Here is a 21,122-nt window from a genome sequence, read left to right as displayed (position 1 = left end):
CAGGACTGACACCGAATGCGAGGGTTTGTCTACACGCTGAACCCGCATAAGCGGGTTTTTCATTTATGGCTTGCTCCAATTGATAGTGCGGAACACATTGTTCTGGTCATTGTTGTGATATGCATCTAGGTCAAAGCCCGATAGTCCAAAACCGATTGCCATGATCATTCCTCCGGCAACGGTGAAGATGATCCCCCATTTGATGCATTGCTTTTTTAAATCATTCACATTCATATTCTCACGACCTTCTTTTTAAACATTCCCATGAATGCCTTAGTGGTTTGAACAGTCATTTGAACAAATAGCTTTGTCAAATACACCGTGGCCATGCCGCATAATAATCCGACACCTAATAGAAGAATACCAACGCCAATTTGCGTCACCACCACATGCAAACCGTCCTGAAAGATAAATGGAGAACCAATGATGCTCCAAAAACCTCCGAGCAGACCAACTAGCGTCATTGTACCTGTCACGAGCGGAATGCACCAAATCACCATATACACAGAAAGAATCAGTAGGAAGACTGTTGCTAGAATACTGCCCCATAATGGAAAGCCTAAAATGAGGATGGAGAGCCTTGTGGCTTTTTCTCCAAACGTCGGCACCTGAATGGTTTTGATTCCTTGTTCCTTCAAAATCCCTTCAGCGATGATGGCAGGCTGCCCGACTTGATCGACCGCTTCCTGTTCACTGTATCCATCTTCCTGATAATCCTCTATCATTTCATCGTAATACTCGATGAACCGGTCACTTTCTTTTTCGCCTAGACGATGCAGGTGCTTCTCTAAGCTGGCTAAAAATTCTTTTTTATTCATTGCCCTGTCCTCCAGAAATAAAGTCGTAAATCGCCATCACTTGATCCCATTCCGCTAAAAACTGCGCCATATGCTCACGGCCGCTTTGTGTCATCCGGTAGTATTTTCTTAATCGACTGTTATGTTCCTGGGAATAGGTCTCCACATAATTGTTTTGCTCTAATCGCTTTAATATCGGATATAATGTCGATTCTGAAATCTCAATACAATGGGACATATCTTTAATCATTTGATAACCATAGGAATCGCCTTTCTTTAATACCGCCAGTACACAGAATTCCAGTAAACCTTTTTTTAATTGTGCATTCATGATTACAACTCCTAACCATTTATACTATACATTACATAGTATCATGTGACAAGAGGTATAAATATAAAAAAAAGACCCTTTTGGGGTCCTTTCGTTTTTATATATTCACAAATCCTTCTCCGAACACATCACGCACGTCATGGACAACAACGAATGCGTCTCGATCAATTTTCTTAATGATTTTCTTTAGACGCATAAGCTCTTGTTTTTGAATGACTGCATAGAGAATTTCCTTCGATTCCTTTGAATAATGACCGCGTCCGTTTAAAATCGTCACGCCTCGATCCAAGGTGTGATTGATTTCTTCGGCAATATCATCTTTGCATGAAGAAATGATCGTCACTGCCTTTTTCGTGTTAAGCCCTTCTATCACGAAGTCCATCACCTTTGTCGCCACGTACAGCATCACAATCGTGAACATTAATTTTTCCGCACCAATAATAAAGTAGGAAGCAAATACGACGATCAGATCAAAGAACAAGATGGCGTAGCTCACGTTCCAGTCTAAATACTTGTTGGCAATTCTTCCGAGTATGGCAGAACCCGCCGTTGTACCGCCTGCTCTTAGCACAAGACCAATCCCAATTCCGATAATGATTCCTGCGAAAATGGCCCCAATGATCAATTCGTGAACATTCACGACCCATGTTGTGGTCAGGTGTAAAAATAGGGAGTTACTTGCGACGGCAACCACAGTATAAATCGTCGTCTTCTTGTCTAAATATTTATACCCAACAAGCAGCAGGATGGCATTAAACACTAGGTTCGTCAGCCATGGTGCAATTTCAAACAAATAATAGAAAATGATGGACAGCCCCGTTACACCGCCCTCACCAAATTCAAGCGGAATGACAAACATGTTCACTGCGGCGGCAAATAAAAAAGAACCAATTAGAATCATTGCGATATCTTTTACACATTTTTTCAATTTCTTCTTTCCTCCTTTTTTAAGCATATAAAAAACCCTCTTTCTGCACGAAAGAAGACAGTCGTTGAACAAAAAAAATCAAAAGACAGCGCCTTTTGACGAAGCTTTCTGAAATGAACCTTTCCATAATATATATCTCTTTTTAGAGGCTGTCAATGACTTGGTTTTCTATTATTTTGACTGCATGTTTATGCATGGAAACCCGCATGTTTTCAGGGTTTTTCCGCGGTCACATGCTTTTTCCTCTCCTTGACAAAAACACTTTAGTCATTTAAACTACTGCCTCATATCATATCCATCATTTCCGACTAAAAAGGAGGGTGTTCCATTCGATGAATCCTATTCAAAGCCGTTTACAGGCTCACGCACCTTTAATTTTAGACGGTGCACTTGCAACAGAGCTTGAACGAAAGGGCTGCAATTTAAACGACAGTTTATGGTCAGCCAAAATACTGATTGAACAGCCAGAATTGATTCAGCAAGTACACTTGGATTACTTCCAAGCCGGAGCTGACTGTGCCACAACAGCGAGCTACCAAACAACGATTGATGGCTTCGCTGAAAAAGGCTATTCAAAAGAAGAAGCCATTGAACTAATGAAACGATCTGTCACTTTAGCAAAAGAGGCACGCGATCTTTTTTGGCAGGATGAAGCGCGTCGTAAAGGGCGGACAAAACCATTTGTCGCAGGATCTGTGGGGCCATTCGGCGCTTATTTATCTGATGGTTCAGAATATAAAGGAAATTACGGACTCACAGAGCAGACACTCATTGATTTTCATAGACCAAGGATTCAGGCATTAGTAGAAGCTGGTGCAGATATTCTTGCGTGTGAAACGATCCCTTGTCTCATTGAAGCAACGGCCATTGCAAAGCTGCTGCAAGATGAATTCAGTGGTGTATCTGCTTGGATTACATTCAGCGCGAAGGACGACCTTCATATTAGTGAAGGAGATTTGCTCAGAGAATGTGTACAAGCACTGGAACCTTATGAACAGATCGCTGCTGTGGGTGTAAACTGTACGCCGCCGCAATTTATCTCGTCTCTCATTCAAGAGATGAAAAAGGGGACGAGCAAACCGATTGTCGTGTATCCAAACTCAGGGGAATTATATGATCCTGAAGAAAAGGTATGGAGCGGAGATACGCCTCAGCATACATTTGGTGAATGTGCGCATCAATGGTATCAAGACGGCGCACATATCATCGGCGGCTGCTGCAGGACAACCCCAGAAGATATCACGGACATCTTAAAACTTACCACAGCATAGCATCATGAATCATCACACATACTTCTAAGCAAAAGGGCGGGAAGACATGGAACAAGCAAAAGATCAGTCACAACAATATCAACGAAAAATGACGAGCCGCCACCTGTTCATGCTTTCTCTAGGCGGCGTCATTGGAACAGGGCTCTTTTTAAGCTCTGGGTATACCATCAATCAAGCAGGACCCGCGGGGACGATCCTTGCCTATCTTGTCGGGGCATTAATTGTGTACCTCGTGATGCTCTGTTTAGGTGAGCTGTCTGTGGCAATGCCGGTTACAGGGGCCTTTCATACGTATGCAACAAAATATATTGGACCCGGCACAGGCTACACAGTCGCTTGGCTCTACTGGCTGACATGGACAGTCGCGCTCGGATCGGAATTTACAGCGGCAGGGCTTTTAATGCAGCGCTGGTTCCCGGACACATCGGTTTGGATGTGGAGCGGTGTCTTTGCTCTTCTTATCTTTTTACTCAATGCTTTTACAGTGAAGTTTTTTGCAGAATCAGAGTTTTGGTTTTCCAGCATTAAAGTAATGGCTATTATTCTCTTTATTATTCTTGGCGGAGCTGCGATGTTTGGCTTGATTCCGTTAAAAGGCGGTGAGGCCGCTCCGTTCCTTTCTAACTTCACCGGGGAAGGCGGTCTTTTCCCAAACGGCTTTTTACCGATTTTAATGACGATGCTTGCCGTCAATTTCGCTTTTTCAGGTACGGAGTTAATTGGGATTGCTGCGGGTGAAAGCGTCAATCCTGACGAGACCATTCCAAGAGCGATTCGCACAACCGTACTGCGTCTTGTCTTGTTTTTCGTTGGAACGATCGTGGTCTTAGCCGGCTTGATCCCAGTGGAAGAAGCTGGGGTGATCAAAAGTCCATTTGTTGTGGTGTTTGATCGCATCGGGATTCCATATGCCGCAGATTTCATGAATTTTGTCATTTTGACAGCGATCTTATCTGCCGCAAACTCTGGACTATACGCGTCATCCCGTATGCTCTGGTCACTTTCTGAGGAACGGACACTGCCTAAGAAACTGGCGAAGCTGACATCTAAAGGAATTCCTTTGAACGCACTGATTTTAAGTATGATCGGTGGGATTCTTTCTTTGTTCTCAAGTGTCATCGCACCAGAAACGGTATACCTTGTCCTTGTTTCGATCTCTGGACTGGCCGTTGTGATCGTGTGGATGGGGATTGCTGCCTCACAATTTATGTTTCGGAAACGTTTTTTACAGGAAGGCGGACAGCTCCATGATCTTTCCTTTCGAACCCCGCTCTATCCAGTGGTTCCGATTGCTGCCTTCTTCCTGTGTCTTGCCTCTGTGATTGGCATTGCCTTTGATCCAAATCAGCGGATTGCCCTTATCTGCGGCATTCCTTTCATCGCGCTCTGCTATGCTGCCTATTATGTGACAGCTTGGATTCAGAAAAAACGTGAAGAACCTGGTGTATAACGCCAGGTTTTTTTCTATCGAAAACAATTTGACAAAAAAGGATATCGCTAGTAAAAGAAGCGCACTTTGGTATATGATAGGAATCTATGATTTTCAGGATGAATCAAGGGAGTTGTCACTAATATGGAAATGACCATTACAAGAGCATTAAGTGAACTGAAAATGTTAGATAAGAGAATCAACCGAACCGTTGATGAAGCCGTACTTGGTGGATTGATGATCGGGAAACATATACAGCACGGGTTTCAACATCAAGAAGACATCGAAAAGAAGGCGAAGGCTGATGACCAATCGATTCAAGCATTAATCAAGCGCCGGAATGCCATCAAATCAGCCATCGTTGTGTCGAATGCGACGACAACGATTGATGTTGCGGGTGTCAGCATGACGGTGGCAGAAGCGATTGAACGGAAGACGTCGATAGAATACGATATTCGTTATTTACGGAAATTGAAAAAGGTGTACACAGAGCTAGTAGACAAAGCAGAACAAACCAATGAAGATGTGAAGAAGAGGCTCGACCAGCATTTAGAAACCTTGTTTGGAAAAGACGGAAAAACACAAGCGGCTGCCAACCAAGAGATCGTCAAGTCGTTCCTCGCTGAAAATGAGGCGACGATCATCGATCCGCTTCGTCTTCGAGTGAAGATTGAAAAGCTTTCGACCGAGATTGAGGATTTTCAAATGGAAGTTGATTTTTCCTTGTCAGAAAGCAATACACTAACGAAAATACAGATCGATTAATCAATTTTGTTAGTGAGCCGAAAATCGATAGAACTAAACACCTCCGAGGGAAAGGTCATTCCCTCCTCATCTGATCATCTCTGGATGATCCTTGATAAAAGCTCAAAGCTGAACGTTCAAGGATCAACGTTCAAGTGTAAAAGTTCTTATCCATCAAAGCTCAGAATTAAAAGGTAAACGCTCGATCGAATCTGGGAGTCACGGCTCATGAGTGTTTGTTTATCGACTCTTTCGGTTGCCGCCCAGCAGGTTTGCTAACAAAAAGAAAAGGGTGTCACATGAAGACATCCTTTTTTCTATGAAAAAAACGACAAGGCTTTCGCCAAGTCGCTTCTTCCAGCAGATTAGTAACGGGATGTATATGCCAAATGGTACACACTTGTGACATTTGAAGATAGCTTGATGTCGTTTGAAGTGAACGTCACTGGAACGATATCGTAGTAATGTGTAGACCAGCCTGCATTATTGTATGTTTGGTAGCCTGCACCTGCAGGAACTTGAAACGTCAGTGAAAATTGTCCATTTACGTCTGTTGTGCCTGTCGCTGTTTGAGCATATGATTTAATTGCTGCTTCAAAATAAAGCTGAATCGGCTGATTAGGCATGAGATTTCCACTTGTATCTTTTAGTGTTCCTTTAAACGTAGCTGGATAATAAGAACCCACGCGATATTTACTGCCATAGCCGTAATTCACTAATCCACTATCGGCTGCGGTGACACTTGTTACTTGAACGGAAGCTGGTACTGCCCCTGTTTCCTCTGCATGTGCAAAGGTTGGGAATACGAGAAGCAATGATAGAAAGAAAGCAAACATGATTTTTTTCATCGATAAATCCTCCTTTTTTTTCCTGCTATATTACTATCGACATTAATTGGTATTTTTCCAGTAACAAGCAAAAAAACTTCCCTTTTTTAGAAAGGGAAGTTCCAGATTGTTGACAAAGGGCTAAAATGATCTTCATTTTAGCCCTTTGTCTTCTTTTCAGCGTGATAGAAAACCTTTGCAGTCTAGGAAGGGCGAGCACAGGAGCGGAGCGAATTTGACATTCGTGAGCACCGGAGCACAGTCCTGACAAAGAATGCGAGGGTTTGTCTACACGCTGAAACTTCCCTTCTTTAGAAAGGGAAGCTCTCCTCTTACTTTTTCACAACAACAACCTTCACCGCTTTGCTTTCTCTTTTTCTCACATCAGAAGCGGTCACATACAAGACTGTTTTGGCTTTTTGCGGTTTTATTTGGGCAGTAAATGCGCCCTTGTTATTTGTTTTTACCGTTTTAATGACTTTCTTTGATTTGTTTTTCACTTTAATGGTCAATCCTGCACCCGCAGTCCCTTTGATCGTTTTACTTTTGACCGTTACTTTGCCCACTTTCGGCTTAGCTGGTGCTTTGCCTTTTTTGACGACTGTTTTGAGCGTTGTAGCGGCCTTTCCTTTTGAAATCTTAATGTGAAGGACTTTGTTTTTGTTCTGATGCTTGATCTTCACGCTAAAGGAACCATTTTTGCCTGCTGTGCCTTTTCCAAGCAGTGTTTTGCCTCTATACACAGAAATAGCAGCGCCAGCCTTTGCTTTACCTGTCACCTTTTGATGCTGATCCTCCACTTTGCTCACAGATGCGTTCAGTTCGACAGCACTTAAAGCAGCAAATGCATTCAGTCTGCCATGTCCTGTCATCCAATCGATCCCTGGAATTTTCGGATCGACAATTGGCTCATCGTTTTCATCATAGAAAACGTCATCTGTTCCATCAACAGAAGTAAAGGAGATATTATCGGCTGTGCTTTGCAAGATATTCCTTACTTGATTCGGCTTCAAGGTTGGATTTTTAGAAAGAAGTAATCCTGCTGCCGCGGCCACATATGGTGTCGCCATTGATGTCCCGCTCAGGTATGAGACATTCCCATCTGGCATTAAGCTTGGAATATCAGATCCTGGTGCAGACATGCTCAGTCCTTTACCAAAGCTTGAGAATTCAGCGGCAATATCCATACGGTTGCTTGCGCCAATGGCCATTGCGTATTTTGATGTCGCAGGATAGCCCATTTCTGGAACGCCATCATTTCCACTCGCCACAACCACTAGTACATTTCTTTGAGCCGCGTAGTTCATTGCATATTCAATTACCCGGCTGTAGTAGCCACCAAGGCTCATGTTGATGACCTTTGCGCCTTTATCTACTGCATGCTTAATTCCAAGTGCAATATGCTCTGTATCTCCAAAGCCATAGGCATCCAGCACCTTCACAGGAATGATGCCCGTATGTTGGTTAAGACCTGCCATCGAGTAATGATTATCGGCTTTTGCGGCAATGATGCCCGCCACATGCGTACCGTGTCCATTGTCATCAATCGCATCTTTGTTTCTTCCAATGAGATTCGCACCTAAGTCCGTACGAACAGTCCCGCTTAAATCAGTCAAACGGCTGTCTACACCTGTATCCACAACTGCGATTAATGTTTGCTTCATTTTGCTTGTGCCAATCAGTGTATTCATTTGTTCAAATTTGACGTCAGCGCCTTTTTTCCCGCTGTTTTGCGCACTGTTTTTCAGCGGCCACTGATAACCATACTGCGCGTCGCTGCTTAGCGCGCGATAGGTTTGAACAGGCTCCGCAAATTCAACATTCGGCATGCTGGACAGCTTTCTTGCAGTGCTTTTGATGACAGCTTTGCCTGCTTTTAAAGTCTTTCCAGCTGATTCTTGCCCTGCTGGCACATCATAGACATACATTCCTTTAAATAAAGGACTGACTGACTGTGATGTCACACGGTTTTCTTGGATGCCATAGCTTTTCATCTTCTTTTTCGCAGATTGAAGTGTTTGGCCATCCTTTAATTTAAAAATGATCTTATTCGTTTTAACCTTCTCTTCTTTTACAAGCTTTTGTTTCTCTAATACGTAACCAACTGATTTTCCTTCAAGCTGATTGATGCCAATTTTTTGACTGACGGCTTCTAATTCCTTTTTTAAATAAGCCGGACTTGCTTCTTTGAGCATATCAAAAAGGGACCTGATAGCCTGTTGTTCTTTTTCTGTTACGATATGACCACTAAATGCACCATTTTTCTCTACGTCATTTAGCAGTGACTTTAATGTAAGCAGATGATTGTATACCTTTTGCTGCTCATTTTTTTGTTTGATGAGCTTCGATTTGAGAAATGGCTTTGTTTTTTGGAGCACACGGCTCAGCTTCTGACCATTTGGTGTTTCATTAAAACGTTTATCTTCGATTGTACGAATCGATTGGAGAATTTCTCGCCCGTACTTTTTCTCAATAATAATGATACCAGGCTCATCGTCTTCAGGGAAAACGGGTTCAGAGGGCGGAAGGTTAGCTCCTTTATACCCGATTGTATAAGCCGCATCCTCTTCCTCATCACGGCTGTCTTCCTCCGACCCTAAATAGAGCACTTTGACAAAGTAAGGACCTGACCATGCATGAGGGAAGTCGATCTCTGTCTCTCCACTTGCAGTGTCCACACGATATCTCGAATAAGTGTCATCCTTCATCGCTCTGTCTTTACTTGGATAGACCGATACGGATAATACTTGTTTACTTTTCACAGAAATTTTCATATGTGTATGTTTTGCCACCTCTTGTGCTGATGGCGTGATTTGGTACCATGACTCTTCCATTTCATTCTGTAATGTACCTGAGATGACTTCACCATTTTTTAACCCAATGGCTTCATTGACATTTGTTCCTTTACTGGCAGCTGCTGCCTCGTATCCAGGTAATGCCGCCATACAGAGAATGACGGCCATGAGTACGACCACACAAAATTTGACCTGCTTTTTGAACATGAAAAGACCCCCTTATCTTTTGTAATACCTTGGAAGAATATCACAGAAATGCATCTAGTAGAATCTGTTTTTTACATAATTAAACTCGTTTTAAGCTAGGATTTGAGATATACAGACAGCAAGACGAATAGCTTCATAAACTTTTTGCCATTTCAAACGGAAAATGATGCTATTTAACCATGTCGAAAAGTACATTACAATCAACTTGTAAGCGCTTAACAAACAAGAGAGAAGGGATCAGCTTGTTCCAAAAAGATCATGTTTTCACACAAGTAGACGGACGATCAAAGAATGAGATTTTACAATACATTGCCGAGAAAGCTGAAGACCTTCAGATTACAAACGATCAGGCGGGGTTATTATCAGATTTGTTGACTCGCGAAGATGAAGTCTCAACAGGACTTCAGCAAGGCTTCGCCATTCCTCATACAAAAAGCTCCGCTGTACAAACGGCTTCACTTCTTTTTTTAGAGTTAGAACAACCGATTGAATGGGGAAGCTTTGACGATTTGCCCACAAGCTATTTATTTACACTGCTCGTTCCATTAGAAGAAGCAAATATCACACACCTGAAATTACTGTCAGGCATTGCGACAAGCCTCATGGAACCTGCTTTCATCGAAAAGATTCAACCAGGTCAAACCGCTGACTATTATTACGAAGTCATTGAACAACAATTGAAAGAGGGGATTACACAATGAAAATTGTCGGTGTCACTTCATGTCCAGCAGGGTTAGCTCATACACCAATGGCAGCAAAGGCGTTAGAGAATGCGGGTAAACAGCTCGGTCACGAGATCAAAATCGAGCAGCAAGGAATTATGGGACAGGTGAATGGCATTACACCAGAGGAAGCAAGACAGGCAGACCTTTGTATCATTGCCTCCAATCAGCATATCAACGATGCGGAACGTTTCTCAGGCATTCCCACAGTACGTGTCGAGATTGGACGCGCCTTAAAAAATGCCGAGCAAATCATCACAAAAGCTGTAGCACTTGTTGAAAAGAAAAAATCTGAATCTCAATGAACGTGAGCAATGCCATATAGAAAGGAGCAAAGCAAAATGAAAGCAAAATTAAAAGTCATTGAAGGCCATCTCATGACCGGTATTTCTTATATTCTTCCTGTAATCATCGGCGCCTCCCTAATCGTTGGTTTAGCCAAACTAGTCGGTTTAGGATTTGGTGTTTCAGATTTAAACGCCTATAAAGATGCTGGCGGCATACTGCACGGCGCCTATTTAATGGAGCAGGTTGGCTGGACAGGCATTGGTTTAATGAACGTCCTGCTCGCTGGATTTATCGCCTATTCGATTGCGGATAAATCAGGGCTTGCAGCCGGCTTCATCGGCGGTGCCCTTGCCAGCTCAACGAATGCTGGATTTATCGGTGCCGTTATTGCAGGCTTCTTCGCAGGATATGTCGCTCTTTTTGTAAAACGAAAAATTCAAATTCAAGGCTCCGCAGCCGGACTTGTTCCTCTGCTCATCTTACCGCTTATTACCGTTGGCTTAACTGGACTTCTCATGTCCGTTCTGCTGGGCGGGCCATTAGGTGCTTTGAACACAGCATTAATTGAATGGATCAAAGGCATGGTCGCTGACGGGACAAGCACACTCGCACTCGCTCTCATTCTAGGTGCGATGATTGGCTTTGACCTTGGCGGACCAGTGAATAAATCTGCTTGGATGGCAGGTAACGCGCTCTTCCTATCAGGCGTCTACCTCCCTGCCATTCTCGTCAATATTGCGATTGTCATTCCGCCGCTTGGATACGGGCTTGCGACATTGATTCGAAAACGCAATTTCTCTCCAACCTTTAGAGAAGCAGGACGTGGCGGCCTTGTCATGGGCATTATCGGTATTACGGAAGGGGCGATCCCTTTTACTCTCGTCAATCCATTGAAATTGATTCCGCTCAATGTTGTCGCATGTGCTGCTGGAAGCGGGGTTGCTGCATTATTAGGTGTCCATGACATCATGCCGCCAATTGGCGGGCTATACGGCTTCTTCTCAGTCGGAAACTGGTGGGCTTATTTAATTGGAGCTCTCACTGGCGCACTCGTCATCGGTATTGGCGCCAACCTGCTTGTCAATTTCTCTGAGAAAAAAGAACCAAAAACGCCGGAACATGATCAGAAGCAGAAAGAAGAAGACGATTTTGACCTTGTACTAGAAGGATAATTTGAACAAAGAAAGGTGTCGTTACTCAATGACTGTTAATGTACATGTGATTCCACATACTCACTGGGACCGGGAATGGTATTTCACCACCTCCCGCTCCCGTATCTACTTAATGAAAAGCGTAATGGACATTTTAGACACTCTTGAAACAGATGAAAGGTTCCATTACTTCATGCTCGATGCCCAAGCATCCTTACTGGATGATTACCTCAAATGGCGTCCAGAGGATGAGAATCGAATCAAAAAGCTCGTCACAGCCAAACGTCTCATCATCGGCCCATGGTATACCCAAACCGACCAGCTCGTTATTTCAGGTGAATCCATTGTACGGAACCTGCAATATGGAATTGAACGCTGTCAGCAGTTCGGTCATGTGATGAAAGTCGGTTATGTCCCTGATTCCTTTGGTCAATCCGCACAAATGCCTCAAATTTACCGCGGCTTCGGCATTGTGGATACAGCTTTTTGGCGCGGCGTTTCAGACCATATGACGAATCACACTGAATTCAATTGGCAAGGGGCTGACGGCAGTGAAGTCTTTGCGGTGAACCTGCCATTTGGCTACTACTACGGTGGAAATATTCCCGAAAAAGATGAGGACTTACAAGCCTTTTTATCTGAAAAAATCGGTGCGCTGCAAGCAAAGGCAACCACAAAGAATATCTATTTCCCAAATGGATTTGACCAGGCACCGATCCGCAAAAACCTGCCTGACTTATTAGAAAAAGCCAATGAACTGGACGAGCACCACTATCAAATCAGCAGTTTAGAAGATTACATTGCAGCAGTGAAAAAAGAGCGGACGTCTTTTGAAACTTTAAAAGGAGAGCTCATTCATGCCAAGCATATGCGGATTCACAAATCTATTTTTTCAACACGGGCTGATTTAAAAATCTTAAACAATCAAATTGAAAACTATCTCGTCAATGTGATGGAGCCAATCCTCACGATCAGCTATTCACTCGGACACGACTATCCGCATGATACGGTTCGTGATATTTGGTACCTCATGTTTGAAAATGCAGCGCATGACAGCATTGGCGGCTGTAATAGTGATACGACGAATCAAGATGTCTTCTTCCGCTACAAGCAGGCAAAGGAAATTGCTGAGAACCTTGTGGACTTACACATGCGCCTCATCGCCATTCGACTGCAAACAGAGCAAGAAATCACGTTTACTTTATTTAATACACTGCCTTCAAAGCGTTCTGAAGTTATTGAAGTTGAAACCTTTATCACAGAACGTCCTTTTACACTAAAAGATGCCAATGGAAAAACGCTTCACTACACAGTGAAAAGCAAAACCGATGTCACAGATTATGTGCTGGCACAGCAAATTTCTCTTAACCCAAGTAAAGATGTGTACATGCCAAAACAAGTATGGAAAGCCGTTCTGCTAATTGAAGCCAGCGACTTACCGTCAGTTGGTTATACACAAGTGAGCATGGTCTTCGATGAATCAAGCGAATCTGCGTGGGAACAAACAGAAGGACGCGTTATTGAAAATGAGTATTACCGCATTGCGGCCAACGACAACGGATCGCTGGACATCACAGATAAACAAACAGGCAAGACCTTCTCTGAGCAAATGATCTTTGAAGACAACGGAGACGATGGGGATTCCTACAACTATTCCCCACCGCGTGAGGATCTGTATGTGTCATCCAAGGATCTTTCTTCGGCAGACATCACAGTGTCTAAAAGCGGCTTGCAGGAAGAACTCACCGTCCAGCTTACTCTTACTGTCCCTTATGACTTAGAAGAGCGCTCTCAGCAATCAGTCACGACTTCACTCCCAATCACAGCGAAGGTAGCATTAAACAAAGATGAGCCTGTCATCCGTTTTCATGTCGATGTCGACAATCATGCGTTAGACCATCGTCTGCGTGTCCTCTTTGATACAGGCATCGCATCAAAGGTATCACTGAGCGATCAGCAGTTTGGAACCATCGAACGCCCAACAGAGCTCACGCAAGAGCTTGAATGGTGGAGCAATGAACATTGGGAAGAAAAACCGATCACCATTGAACCGATGCAATCCTTTACTGCACTTCGTGATGAAGCATACGGTGTCGCTCTGTTGACGGACTGCGTGAGAGAATATCAGATCACAGGAGAAGGCTACACAACGATTGCGTATACGCTTTTCCGTTGTTTCGGAAAAATGGGGAAAGAAAATCTTCTTTACCGTCCAGGACGCGCATCTGGTGAAAAAATTGTTGAGACACCTGACGCTCAGCTACAAGGTGCACTGTCGTTCTCATTTGGCATGCATTATAGCAAGGATGCTGTCAGCGAGGGGCACTTAGCGCAGCTTGCCAAGCGGTATACAACGCCAGTTCAATGCTACGAACGGGCAGACTTTTTAAACGGTCGTTTAATTTTCTCTTTCCGAGATGAAAAAGAAGACTTACAATCTACTTATAGCCTGCTTGACATTGAGACAGACGGAGCCATTCTAAGCGCTCTGAAAAAAGAAGAGCATGGAACAGGCATTGTCATCCGTCTCTTCAATCCATATTTAGCTCGTCAAACAGCCGCTTCAATCAATAGTTCATCTCTACAACACGGAGAAACAGCGAATTTAGGCGAAACACCTGAAGGACATATACTCAAAGCACAGCATGGATCATTACACATTGAACCGCTCACACCTTGTCAGGTACAAACCTACATTGTAAAGAAAAAATGAACATGTAGGGGCGGGGTCCATTTGGATTCCGCTCCTCTTTAATGGAGGGCATTGATCATGAGAATTGGAGGCATTGAAGCAGGCGGAACGAAATTTGTCTGCGGCTACGGAACAACAGACGGAACGATTGAACACATGACTTCCTTTGCAACAGGAAACCCAATTGAAACATGCCAGCAAGTGATCGATTACTTTACAAAGCATCCTGTCGATGCCATTGGCATTGGGGCATTCGGGCCTGTCGATGTAAAAGAGCACAGCCCAAGCTATGGGACGATTTTAGAGACACCCAAAACAGCCTGGCGTCAATTCCCTTTCCTCTCTACCTTAAAACAAGCCCTTGGGCTCCCGATGAAGCTTGATACCGATGTGAACTGTGCAGCACTCGGAGAAGCCCGCTTTTCGGTTGAAACAGAAAAGCCGGCTTCTTTGGTCTATATCACTGTTGGAACTGGGATAGGTGGCGGTGCCTATATTGAACACCGCCTCATTCACGGGTTGCTGCATCCAGAAATGGGTCATATCACAGTGCAGCGGCACCCTCATGATTCCTACGGGGGCTGTTGCCCTATACATCATGACTGTTTAGAGGGACTCGCATCAGGTCCTGCCATAGAAGGGCGCTATCATACACTTGCACCCATGCTGCCAGAAGAGCATCCTGCTTGGTCACTTCATGCCTACTATCTCGGGCAGATGACCGCCAATTTATTACTCACCCTTTCACCAGAACGCATCATTCTCGGCGGAGGTGTGATGAAACAGCCCGCTATGCTGCCACTCATTCTTGAGGAAACAGAAAAGCGGCTTCATGGGTATTTACAACTGCCAAAGCCTTTAAATAAAATTATCACCAAGCCTTCCTTTGATGGATTATCAGGTTTAATGGGCGCCATCGCTCTTGGTACTGATGCCTTACAGGCACAAGGAGCCGCGCAATGATGATGACGGCAGATCCTCGAACCTATCAGCTGATTCAGCGGCTATTTGAAACGAAGGGGTTCGTGAAGCTAGAGGAGCTCACTGCCTCTTTTCGCTTATCTGACCGATCCATCCGTCATTTAATCAAAGAAGCAAATGAGCAATTAAAGGAAGCTGGAGCCAAGATTAAAACGATCCGCGGAAAGGGATACACCCTATTAACGAGTGACCAAGATGCCTTCCTGCTTTGGCTTCATCAGCAGAAACTTCCTGCCCGCTCACTCGTCCCCGTCATGCCAGAAGAGCGTGTACGATTTATCATGAGGAAGCTATTGCTTCAAGCGGATTACTTAAAAATTGACCAGCTGGCTGAAGAATTGTTTATCAGCCGCATGACGGTCAGCAGTGATTTGAAAAAAGGACGAGAGCTGTTAGCCCGTTACGGTATGGCTCTTGTGTCAAAGCCTGGATTTGGTTTGAAAATTGAAGGGGAAGAGTTGCAAAAAAGAACATGCTATGCAGACTTACTCCTTGAAGAAGAGCCTGCACTTTCTCATATCACAGAGCGAGAGCAGCTCCATTTTCCCGATATTTCTCTTGAAACCATTCGATCGATTGTCCTGACGAATCTGCATCAAGAGTCATTGCTCATTAAAGACATTGCCTTAAAAAACTTAGTCATTCATTTAGCGATTGCGATTCAGCAGACACGAAAAAACCAGCGGATACCTGCCAGTACCACTCGTACACAACGATCACCCGTCTTGATGAGAATTGCCCAAAAGATCATACAACAAGTGAGTGATACCTTTCATGTCACCTTGTCGGAGGATGAAACAGATTACTTAGTCATGCATCTATTGGCAAATCAAACGTGGAAAGAAGCCGCCCAGCATCAGACGACATTGGAGGTTCAGCAGGCGATTGCGGTCTTTCTACAGCACATTGAGAAAATGAGCGGCCAGCGATTTGCAGATGACAACATCCTGCAGCAAGACTTGATGCTTCATATGAAACCATTATTAAATCGAATCCAATATGGCGTATCCTTACAAAATCCGTTGTTGCATGAAATCAAAACGTCCTATCCATACCCATTTGATTTGGCTGTCAGCGGACTGAATGCTTTACAGCTGGTGCGGACGCCAAATGAAGATGAAGCGGCATATGTTGCCCTGCATATCGCTGCTTCATTTGAAAGAAGTCAGCTCGATACCTCGCAAAAAAAGAAAGCGATAATCGTGTGCGGGTCTGGATTAGGGACGGCAAGACTACTTGAAATTAAATTGAAGACAGCCTTTCAGCACGAACTGGACATCGTCGAGCTGTATTCCTATCAGGATTATCTCATGAGCACCACCCTTCCCTGTGATGTCATCATTACAACCGTCCCACTCGCATCAAAGGGAAAACCAGTGATACAGGTCAGCGCCTTTTTTGAAAAACATGATGTACAGCGGGTGAATGAGGTCATTCATTTATTAAATGGACACGGGACTCCCTCGCAGGAACTGATGGCGTTTTTTCAAGAACGATTAACCTTATTGAATGCTGACCTATCCAGTAAGGACGAGGTATTAGACACACTATGCAGCCGTTTAGAAACGTATCAGCTAGTATCGTCATCTTTTCGGTCCTCAGTGCTTGAACGGGAGCAAATGTCGTCTACCTATCTTGGAAGAGGCATTGCCATGCCGCACCCGCTCATCACAAATGAAGGCACCTCCTGCGTAGCCATTGCACACTTAAAACAGCCGATTGACTGGCAGGGAAACCAAGTATCACTTGTCTTTTTATTAGCCATTCATAAAGATGACGCAGCCTGCATGAATCAATTTTTTGAACAGGCCGTCGATTTACTGGACAATCCAAACCGCATTCACTCTCTGAATCAATCAAAAACATTTGATGAACTAATGAATGCGTTGTTTCAATAAAATTAAACAAAAGGCCGCCCAGCTGTTGATGAGGCGGCCTTCGTGTGATTTAGAATATGGATCATCAATCGTATATGACATTTTTCCCTTCTTCACTTAATGTCTTTAAAGAGCTCAGCATATGTTCGATTTCTTCATCGGAATGTCTTTCCCATGAACCTAATTCTGCGACGATTTTCAAAGGGGATTTCGACCGATAAGAACGTGTGGGGTTACCCGGAAATTTTTTGTCAGTCAAATTCGGATCATTTTCAAACTCGCCTAACGGTTCTACAACATAAATTCTCTCTTTCGCATCAGATCTTGCTAACTCAGCACCCCACTTGGCTGCGTTTAATGTTCCGGTGAAATAGATATGGTTTGATTTTTGATCCTGATAATTCGATAAATACTGCGGTTCAAGCAGATCTCCAATCTTCAATTCCGCTTTCGTCCCATGAAAAAACGGGCCAGGATCTAAAACCTGCTCATTGTCATTCATACAGCCGCACCCCTTATCGTTTTTGACTTGCGTATAACAGTATACGGCCTGATCTAGGCGGAAAACAGTCTATAAATGAGATTGAATTCGGGGTATGATGATAGTAGAGAGTAAGATGTGATTTGTAAACTCCAGCAAGTTGAAAAAGCAGCAAGAATACATACAAAGCAGTCTTCTTGAAAGAGATAAAAAGCTGTTAGAGGCCATAAAGAGAAACTCAAGAAACTAAAAAATTAATTGGGGCAATTGAGCAGGTGGAAAAGAAGGACAAAAAAATGTTGGTGGCAGTTTTGGAAATAGCGTATTGATGCCTAGGAAGGAGATCTGATCAGGATTGAAGAAGATGAGGATAAAGTAGCCAATGAGACGTTTGATGTTATAGCTGGTTGGCGTGTTGGCACATAATCAATTAAATTTTTCAGGAAGGGTGTAATGAGATGATGAAAGATAAAGATAAGATTTGTCATATATATGCTCAAAAAAGTTGGCATATGGATTCTTATATTATTGGTAATCGTGAGGGTTTAATAGAATTAAAGAGTGCTATTGACCAAGCATTGAAAAGTAATGTTGGTCAAGCTGAATTGTTTCCATCAGATTTAGAGGATTATACAACTTACGTTGCTTTAGTTGATGATAAAGAAGAGTTGGATTCACTTATTATGCCTTACATTGATGAGGATAATGAGGATGAAAACTTGATACATCCAGTTGATATAGTTACAAGTCATGAAGAGAAAAAAACCCCTAAAAATTAGGGGTTTTTTAGTGTAATATTGTTTCTCCTGGACTTGCTTTGTATTTCTTTGGTACTGATGCTCTGAGAGCATGGTGTATTTTATCTTTTGGAGCTACATGGAAATGCCAATACCAAGTTGAGGTTTTTGGTATTAAAGGGATTTTTCCATTGTCTACAGCAAATACTCTTGTTGTTTTTTTCTTTCCTTTGTGTAGGACGACAACTAAACTTCTAAGTTGTCCTTTATCATTTCTTACATCCCATCTAATTTTGTAATTTTTACCGAATCCTTTTATTCGATTTTTTAGATATTTAAGTGCAGTTCTTGCGCCTTTTGATCTGATAGCCATTAAAGCAACTCTTCCTACGGTCATTGCGATAGGTATGAAGAATACTGGTAGTGCTTGTGTTGTTATTTCACTCTGATTACTTTTGGAGTCAAGTTGTTTCATTCGGTTTTCTAAAGCTAAAAATTCTTCATTGTTGAAATATTGATCTATCACTTTATTTTGTTCTGTTTCTGACATGTTTTCGAATTCTTTTTCTGTAAATGGAAGGTTTTCTATGTATTCCCCCATTTTCATTTCAAGTTCGTCTAATTCTTTGGTAGCTTGTTCATTTTGTAGAATTGTCAGTGTTACTAACGCTTCTAATTCTTGTGAATTAATAGAGTGTGTTTCTGCTGATGCTTCTGATGAAAATGGAGTCCATATTGATATGACAAGAGCTAGGGTAATTAGGGTTAAAAGTGTTTTTTTGAACATTTTATTTATATTCCTCTTTTTGTATTAAATTCCAAAATCAAGGTTATCAAATCAAAATGAGTGTATCAATGGATTTAAGATAGATTTAAGAGAATTACTTTTTTGGTTGCGGTGTCCGCAATCATTTTTTTATTTTTTAAGACTTCGTTTTGATGAAAATTTCTGTAGTAGAATTCGTTCACTGTGGAGGTGAACATGATGACCATTGAAATTCATGTGATGGATGGACAAATGACACAAGCCGAAATGCATATGTTCCTAAACAATGGTGCACGATATTCCCACCACAATCTAAAGAAGCCCAAACTAAAAATATCGTCACTACAATAGCAAAAAAACTTGCTGTTCAGGCTCTTCACAAGTCAGGCACATATTTAGAAAAACCCTTTATTGAAAGTAATAGACAAGAAATATGCAAAGAAAGCTAAATCAGGTTTTTACAAAGTAGCGCAATTTTTATACAGGCAGGCCTTCCACCTGATGTAGCATTCGAAACAGCAAAATTTCTTTGGATTATAAAAGAAAGTAGTTTATTAGGCTGTTAAAATCAGGCTATCTTTTTAAAACAACTCGAACAATATGATCTTGCCAATAGAGTGAACGAAAAAAAGCCAACCACCCGCATAAGGTGATTGGCTTTTTTATTTGTTACTCCCCGATCTTCTCTCCATTTTGCTGAATTAATGTTTCATACCAGTAAGAGCTCTTTTTACGAATTCTCTTCAGGTCTTGTAGGTCAAATTCATCGCGGTTCACGTAGATGAATCCGTAGCGCTTGGAGCATCCTTGGTGTGTGCTGATTAAGTCGATAGTGGACCACGGGCAGTATCCGAAGACCTCGACGCCGTCTGTGATCGCCCATTTGATTTGTTCGATATGTTTTTCTAAATAATCAATTCGATAATCATCTTGAATCGATCCATCTTCTTCTAACTTGTCGAAAGCACCCAATCCGTTTTCCGTGATAATAAGAGGCAGCTGATAACGGTCGTAAATCTCACGCATCGTTGATCGGAAGCCGACAGGGTCAATCTCCCAGCCAAACGCATTTTTACTTAGGAACGGGTTGTTGCCGCCTTTGTATACGCCATCTTCACCAGATTTCAAATGCTGGTCTCCGCCGCGCGCAAATTCATCCTTGCCATCTCCTTTACTCGCTTCAACCGTTTGAGATGTGTAGTAGTTAAAGGCAATGAAGTCCGGCTTCGCACTTTTCAAAATATCCATATCTCCCTCTTCAATCACAGGAAGAATGTCTTTTTCTTTCATGTACGCCCAAGCAAGGTTGTTATAACGGCCGAAGACTGCCATATCAAGATACAGCCAGTTGCGGATCGCATTGTAATTCGCCGCAGCAAGCACATCCTCAGGCTTTGGAGATGCCGGATAAATGAGCGCAATGTTTGGCGCTGGTCCAATTTTCGCTTCAGGCAACATTTGATGACAAAGCGTCATGGCTTTCGCCTGAGCGACGAGCATATGATGGTTCTGCTGATACAGTTCTTTTTTCGGATTTTCTAAATTTGGATCAAGTGTACCGAGCGCTGATCCATGTAAGATCATCATGTTTTGTTCATTAATGGTCAGCCAATAGTTTACCTTCTCGCCATACTCCTGAAATAGAACCTTTGCATACCGTTCAAACGCATCTACTGTCGCACGATTTGACCAACCGCCTTTTACTTGAAGTGCATGAGGCAGATCAAAATGATACATCGTCACGATTGGTTCAATATCATAGCGGCGCAATTCATCGATGAGAGAATGATAGAATTCAATCCCCTTTTGATTGATCTCCCCATCTCCATTTGGAATGATCCGTGTCCATGCAATAGAGAAGCGATAAGCCTTCAAACCCATTTCTGCAAACATCTTCACATCCTCTTTATAGCGGTGATAGTGATCGCTTGCGACTTTAAAATCTGTTGTTCCTTCAGGGTAACTTGCTCTCATATCAATGACAGATGGCCCTTTGCCATCCTCGTTCCACGCACCTTCTACTTGATAGGCGGATGTAGATCCGCCCCAGAAAAAGTCCTTTGGAAATGGTGCTAGTGTTGAATATCTCATAGTTTCT

At 42.9% G+C, this 21,122-nt stretch carries 19 protein-coding genes; 10 read left to right on the top strand and 9 right to left on the bottom strand.

The genetic code is table 11. The features are described 5' to 3' along the window. Nucleotides 1-63: 63 nt before the first annotated feature. The 4 genes from MHH54_RS01515 to MHH54_RS01500 all read right to left on the bottom strand — a co-directional run bounded on the left by MHH54_RS01515 (nt 64) and on the right by MHH54_RS01500 (nt 2,056). Complete coding sequence (locus tag MHH54_RS01515; protein WP_170966021.1) at nt 64-234, bottom strand: hypothetical protein; 171 nt, start codon at nt 232-234, stop codon at nt 64-66. Then, nucleotides 231-818, bottom strand: coding sequence for a DUF1700 domain-containing protein (locus MHH54_RS01510; RefSeq protein WP_342500594.1), 588 nt, complete (start codon nt 816-818; stop codon nt 231-233). The genes MHH54_RS01515 and MHH54_RS01510 overlap by 4 nt, the downstream gene beginning before the upstream one ends. Next, on the bottom strand, nt 811-1,128 hold the full coding sequence (locus MHH54_RS01505; protein WP_012008800.1) for a PadR family transcriptional regulator: 318 nt from the start codon (nt 1,126-1,128) through the stop codon (nt 811-813). The genes MHH54_RS01510 and MHH54_RS01505 overlap by 8 nt, the downstream gene beginning before the upstream one ends. A 97-nt stretch (nt 1,129-1,225) precedes the next feature. Next, nucleotides 1,226-2,056, bottom strand: a complete 831-nt coding sequence (locus tag MHH54_RS01500) for a YitT family protein (protein ID WP_034320763.1) — start codon at nt 2,054-2,056, stop codon at nt 1,226-1,228. 332 nt (nt 2,057-2,388) lie between these two features. Between MHH54_RS01500 and mmuM the strand changes: the two genes are divergently transcribed. The 3 genes from mmuM to MHH54_RS01485 all read left to right on the top strand — a co-directional run bounded on the left by mmuM (nt 2,389) and on the right by MHH54_RS01485 (nt 5,521). Next, complete coding sequence (gene mmuM / locus MHH54_RS01495) at nt 2,389-3,327, top strand: homocysteine S-methyltransferase (RefSeq protein ID WP_284905816.1); 939 nt, start codon at nt 2,389-2,391, stop codon at nt 3,325-3,327. A 46-nt stretch (nt 3,328-3,373) separates the two neighbouring features. Next, on the top strand, nt 3,374-4,777 hold the full coding sequence (mmuP, locus tag MHH54_RS01490; protein ID WP_050943350.1) for an S-methylmethionine permease: 1,404 nt from the start codon (nt 3,374-3,376) through the stop codon (nt 4,775-4,777). Between the two features lie 123 nt (nt 4,778-4,900). Next, a complete protein-coding gene (locus tag MHH54_RS01485) occupies nt 4,901-5,521 on the top strand; it encodes a hypothetical protein (protein ID WP_003216967.1) in 621 nt (206 codons plus the stop codon). Between the two features lie 344 nt (nt 5,522-5,865). Here the strand turns inward: MHH54_RS01485 and MHH54_RS01480 are convergent, their stop codons facing one another. Together MHH54_RS01480 and MHH54_RS01475 are read right to left on the bottom strand one after the other, a co-directional pair. Next, on the bottom strand, nt 5,866-6,348 hold the full coding sequence (locus tag MHH54_RS01480) for a hypothetical protein (protein WP_003217020.1): 483 nt from the start codon (nt 6,346-6,348) through the stop codon (nt 5,866-5,868). A 311-nt stretch (nt 6,349-6,659) separates the two neighbouring features. Beyond that, the gene (locus MHH54_RS01475; RefSeq protein ID WP_342500593.1) at nt 6,660-9,329 is read right to left on the bottom strand and encodes a S8 family serine peptidase; all 2,670 of its coding nucleotides are present in this window, start codon (nt 9,327-9,329) and stop codon (nt 6,660-6,662) included. Nucleotides 9,330-9,508: 179 nt separating this feature from the next. On the opposite strand from MHH54_RS01475, the gene MHH54_RS01470 reads away from it, so the two are divergent. The 6 genes from MHH54_RS01470 to MHH54_RS01445 are packed head-to-tail and all read left to right on the top strand — an operon-like array spanning nt 9,509 to nt 17,061. Next, on the top strand, nt 9,509-10,030 hold the full coding sequence (locus tag MHH54_RS01470; RefSeq protein WP_223251400.1) for a PTS sugar transporter subunit IIA: 522 nt from the start codon (nt 9,509-9,511) through the stop codon (nt 10,028-10,030). After that, nucleotides 10,027-10,356: a fructose PTS transporter subunit IIB gene (locus MHH54_RS01465; RefSeq protein ID WP_034620720.1), complete on the top strand. Its 330-nt coding sequence runs from the start codon at nt 10,027-10,029 to the stop codon at nt 10,354-10,356. Before MHH54_RS01470 ends, MHH54_RS01465 begins: the two co-directional genes overlap by 4 nt. Nucleotides 10,357-10,392: 36 nt before the next feature. Then, nucleotides 10,393-11,511, top strand: a complete 1,119-nt coding sequence (locus tag MHH54_RS01460) for a PTS fructose transporter subunit IIC (RefSeq protein WP_034664325.1) — start codon at nt 10,393-10,395, stop codon at nt 11,509-11,511. 28 nt (nt 11,512-11,539) lie between these two features. After that, nucleotides 11,540-14,203, top strand: a complete 2,664-nt coding sequence (mngB, locus tag MHH54_RS01455; protein ID WP_342500592.1) for a mannosylglycerate hydrolase — start codon at nt 11,540-11,542, stop codon at nt 14,201-14,203. A gap of 57 nt (nt 14,204-14,260) precedes the next feature. Continuing rightward, complete coding sequence (locus MHH54_RS01450; protein WP_342500591.1) at nt 14,261-15,145, top strand: ROK family protein; 885 nt, start codon at nt 14,261-14,263, stop codon at nt 15,143-15,145. After that, a complete protein-coding gene (locus MHH54_RS01445) occupies nt 15,142-17,061 on the top strand; it encodes a BglG family transcription antiterminator (protein ID WP_342500590.1) in 1,920 nt (639 codons plus the stop codon). Before MHH54_RS01450 ends, MHH54_RS01445 begins: the two co-directional genes overlap by 4 nt. A 64-nt stretch (nt 17,062-17,125) precedes the next feature. Here the strand turns inward: MHH54_RS01445 and arr are convergent, their stop codons facing one another. Continuing rightward, a complete protein-coding gene (gene arr / locus MHH54_RS01440) occupies nt 17,126-17,542 on the bottom strand; it encodes an NAD(+)--rifampin ADP-ribosyltransferase (protein ID WP_342500589.1) in 417 nt (138 codons plus the stop codon). Nucleotides 17,543-17,979: 437 nt separating this feature from the next. On the opposite strand from arr, the gene MHH54_RS01435 reads away from it, so the two are divergent. Beyond that, the gene (locus MHH54_RS01435; RefSeq protein WP_342500588.1) at nt 17,980-18,300 is read left to right on the top strand and encodes a hypothetical protein; all 321 of its coding nucleotides are present in this window, start codon (nt 17,980-17,982) and stop codon (nt 18,298-18,300) included. 7 nt (nt 18,301-18,307) lie between these two features. Here MHH54_RS01435 and MHH54_RS01430 read toward each other — a convergent pair whose 3' ends face one another. Together MHH54_RS01430 and MHH54_RS01425 are read right to left on the bottom strand one after the other, a co-directional pair. Then, a complete protein-coding gene (locus MHH54_RS01430) occupies nt 18,308-19,045 on the bottom strand; it encodes a hypothetical protein (protein WP_111912455.1) in 738 nt (245 codons plus the stop codon). A 648-nt stretch (nt 19,046-19,693) separates the two neighbouring features. After that, nucleotides 19,694-21,115, bottom strand: a complete 1,422-nt coding sequence (locus MHH54_RS01425) for a glycoside hydrolase family 1 protein (protein WP_342500587.1) — start codon at nt 21,113-21,115, stop codon at nt 19,694-19,696. Nucleotides 21,116-21,122 lie beyond the last annotated feature (7 nt).

The sequence above is a fragment of the Bacillus sp. FSL K6-4563 genome (assembly GCF_038630405.1).
Classification (GTDB): Bacteria; Bacillota; Bacilli; order Bacillales; family Bacillaceae; genus Bacillus; species Bacillus pumilus.
This window is presented reverse-complemented; position numbering and strand designations above follow the sequence as displayed.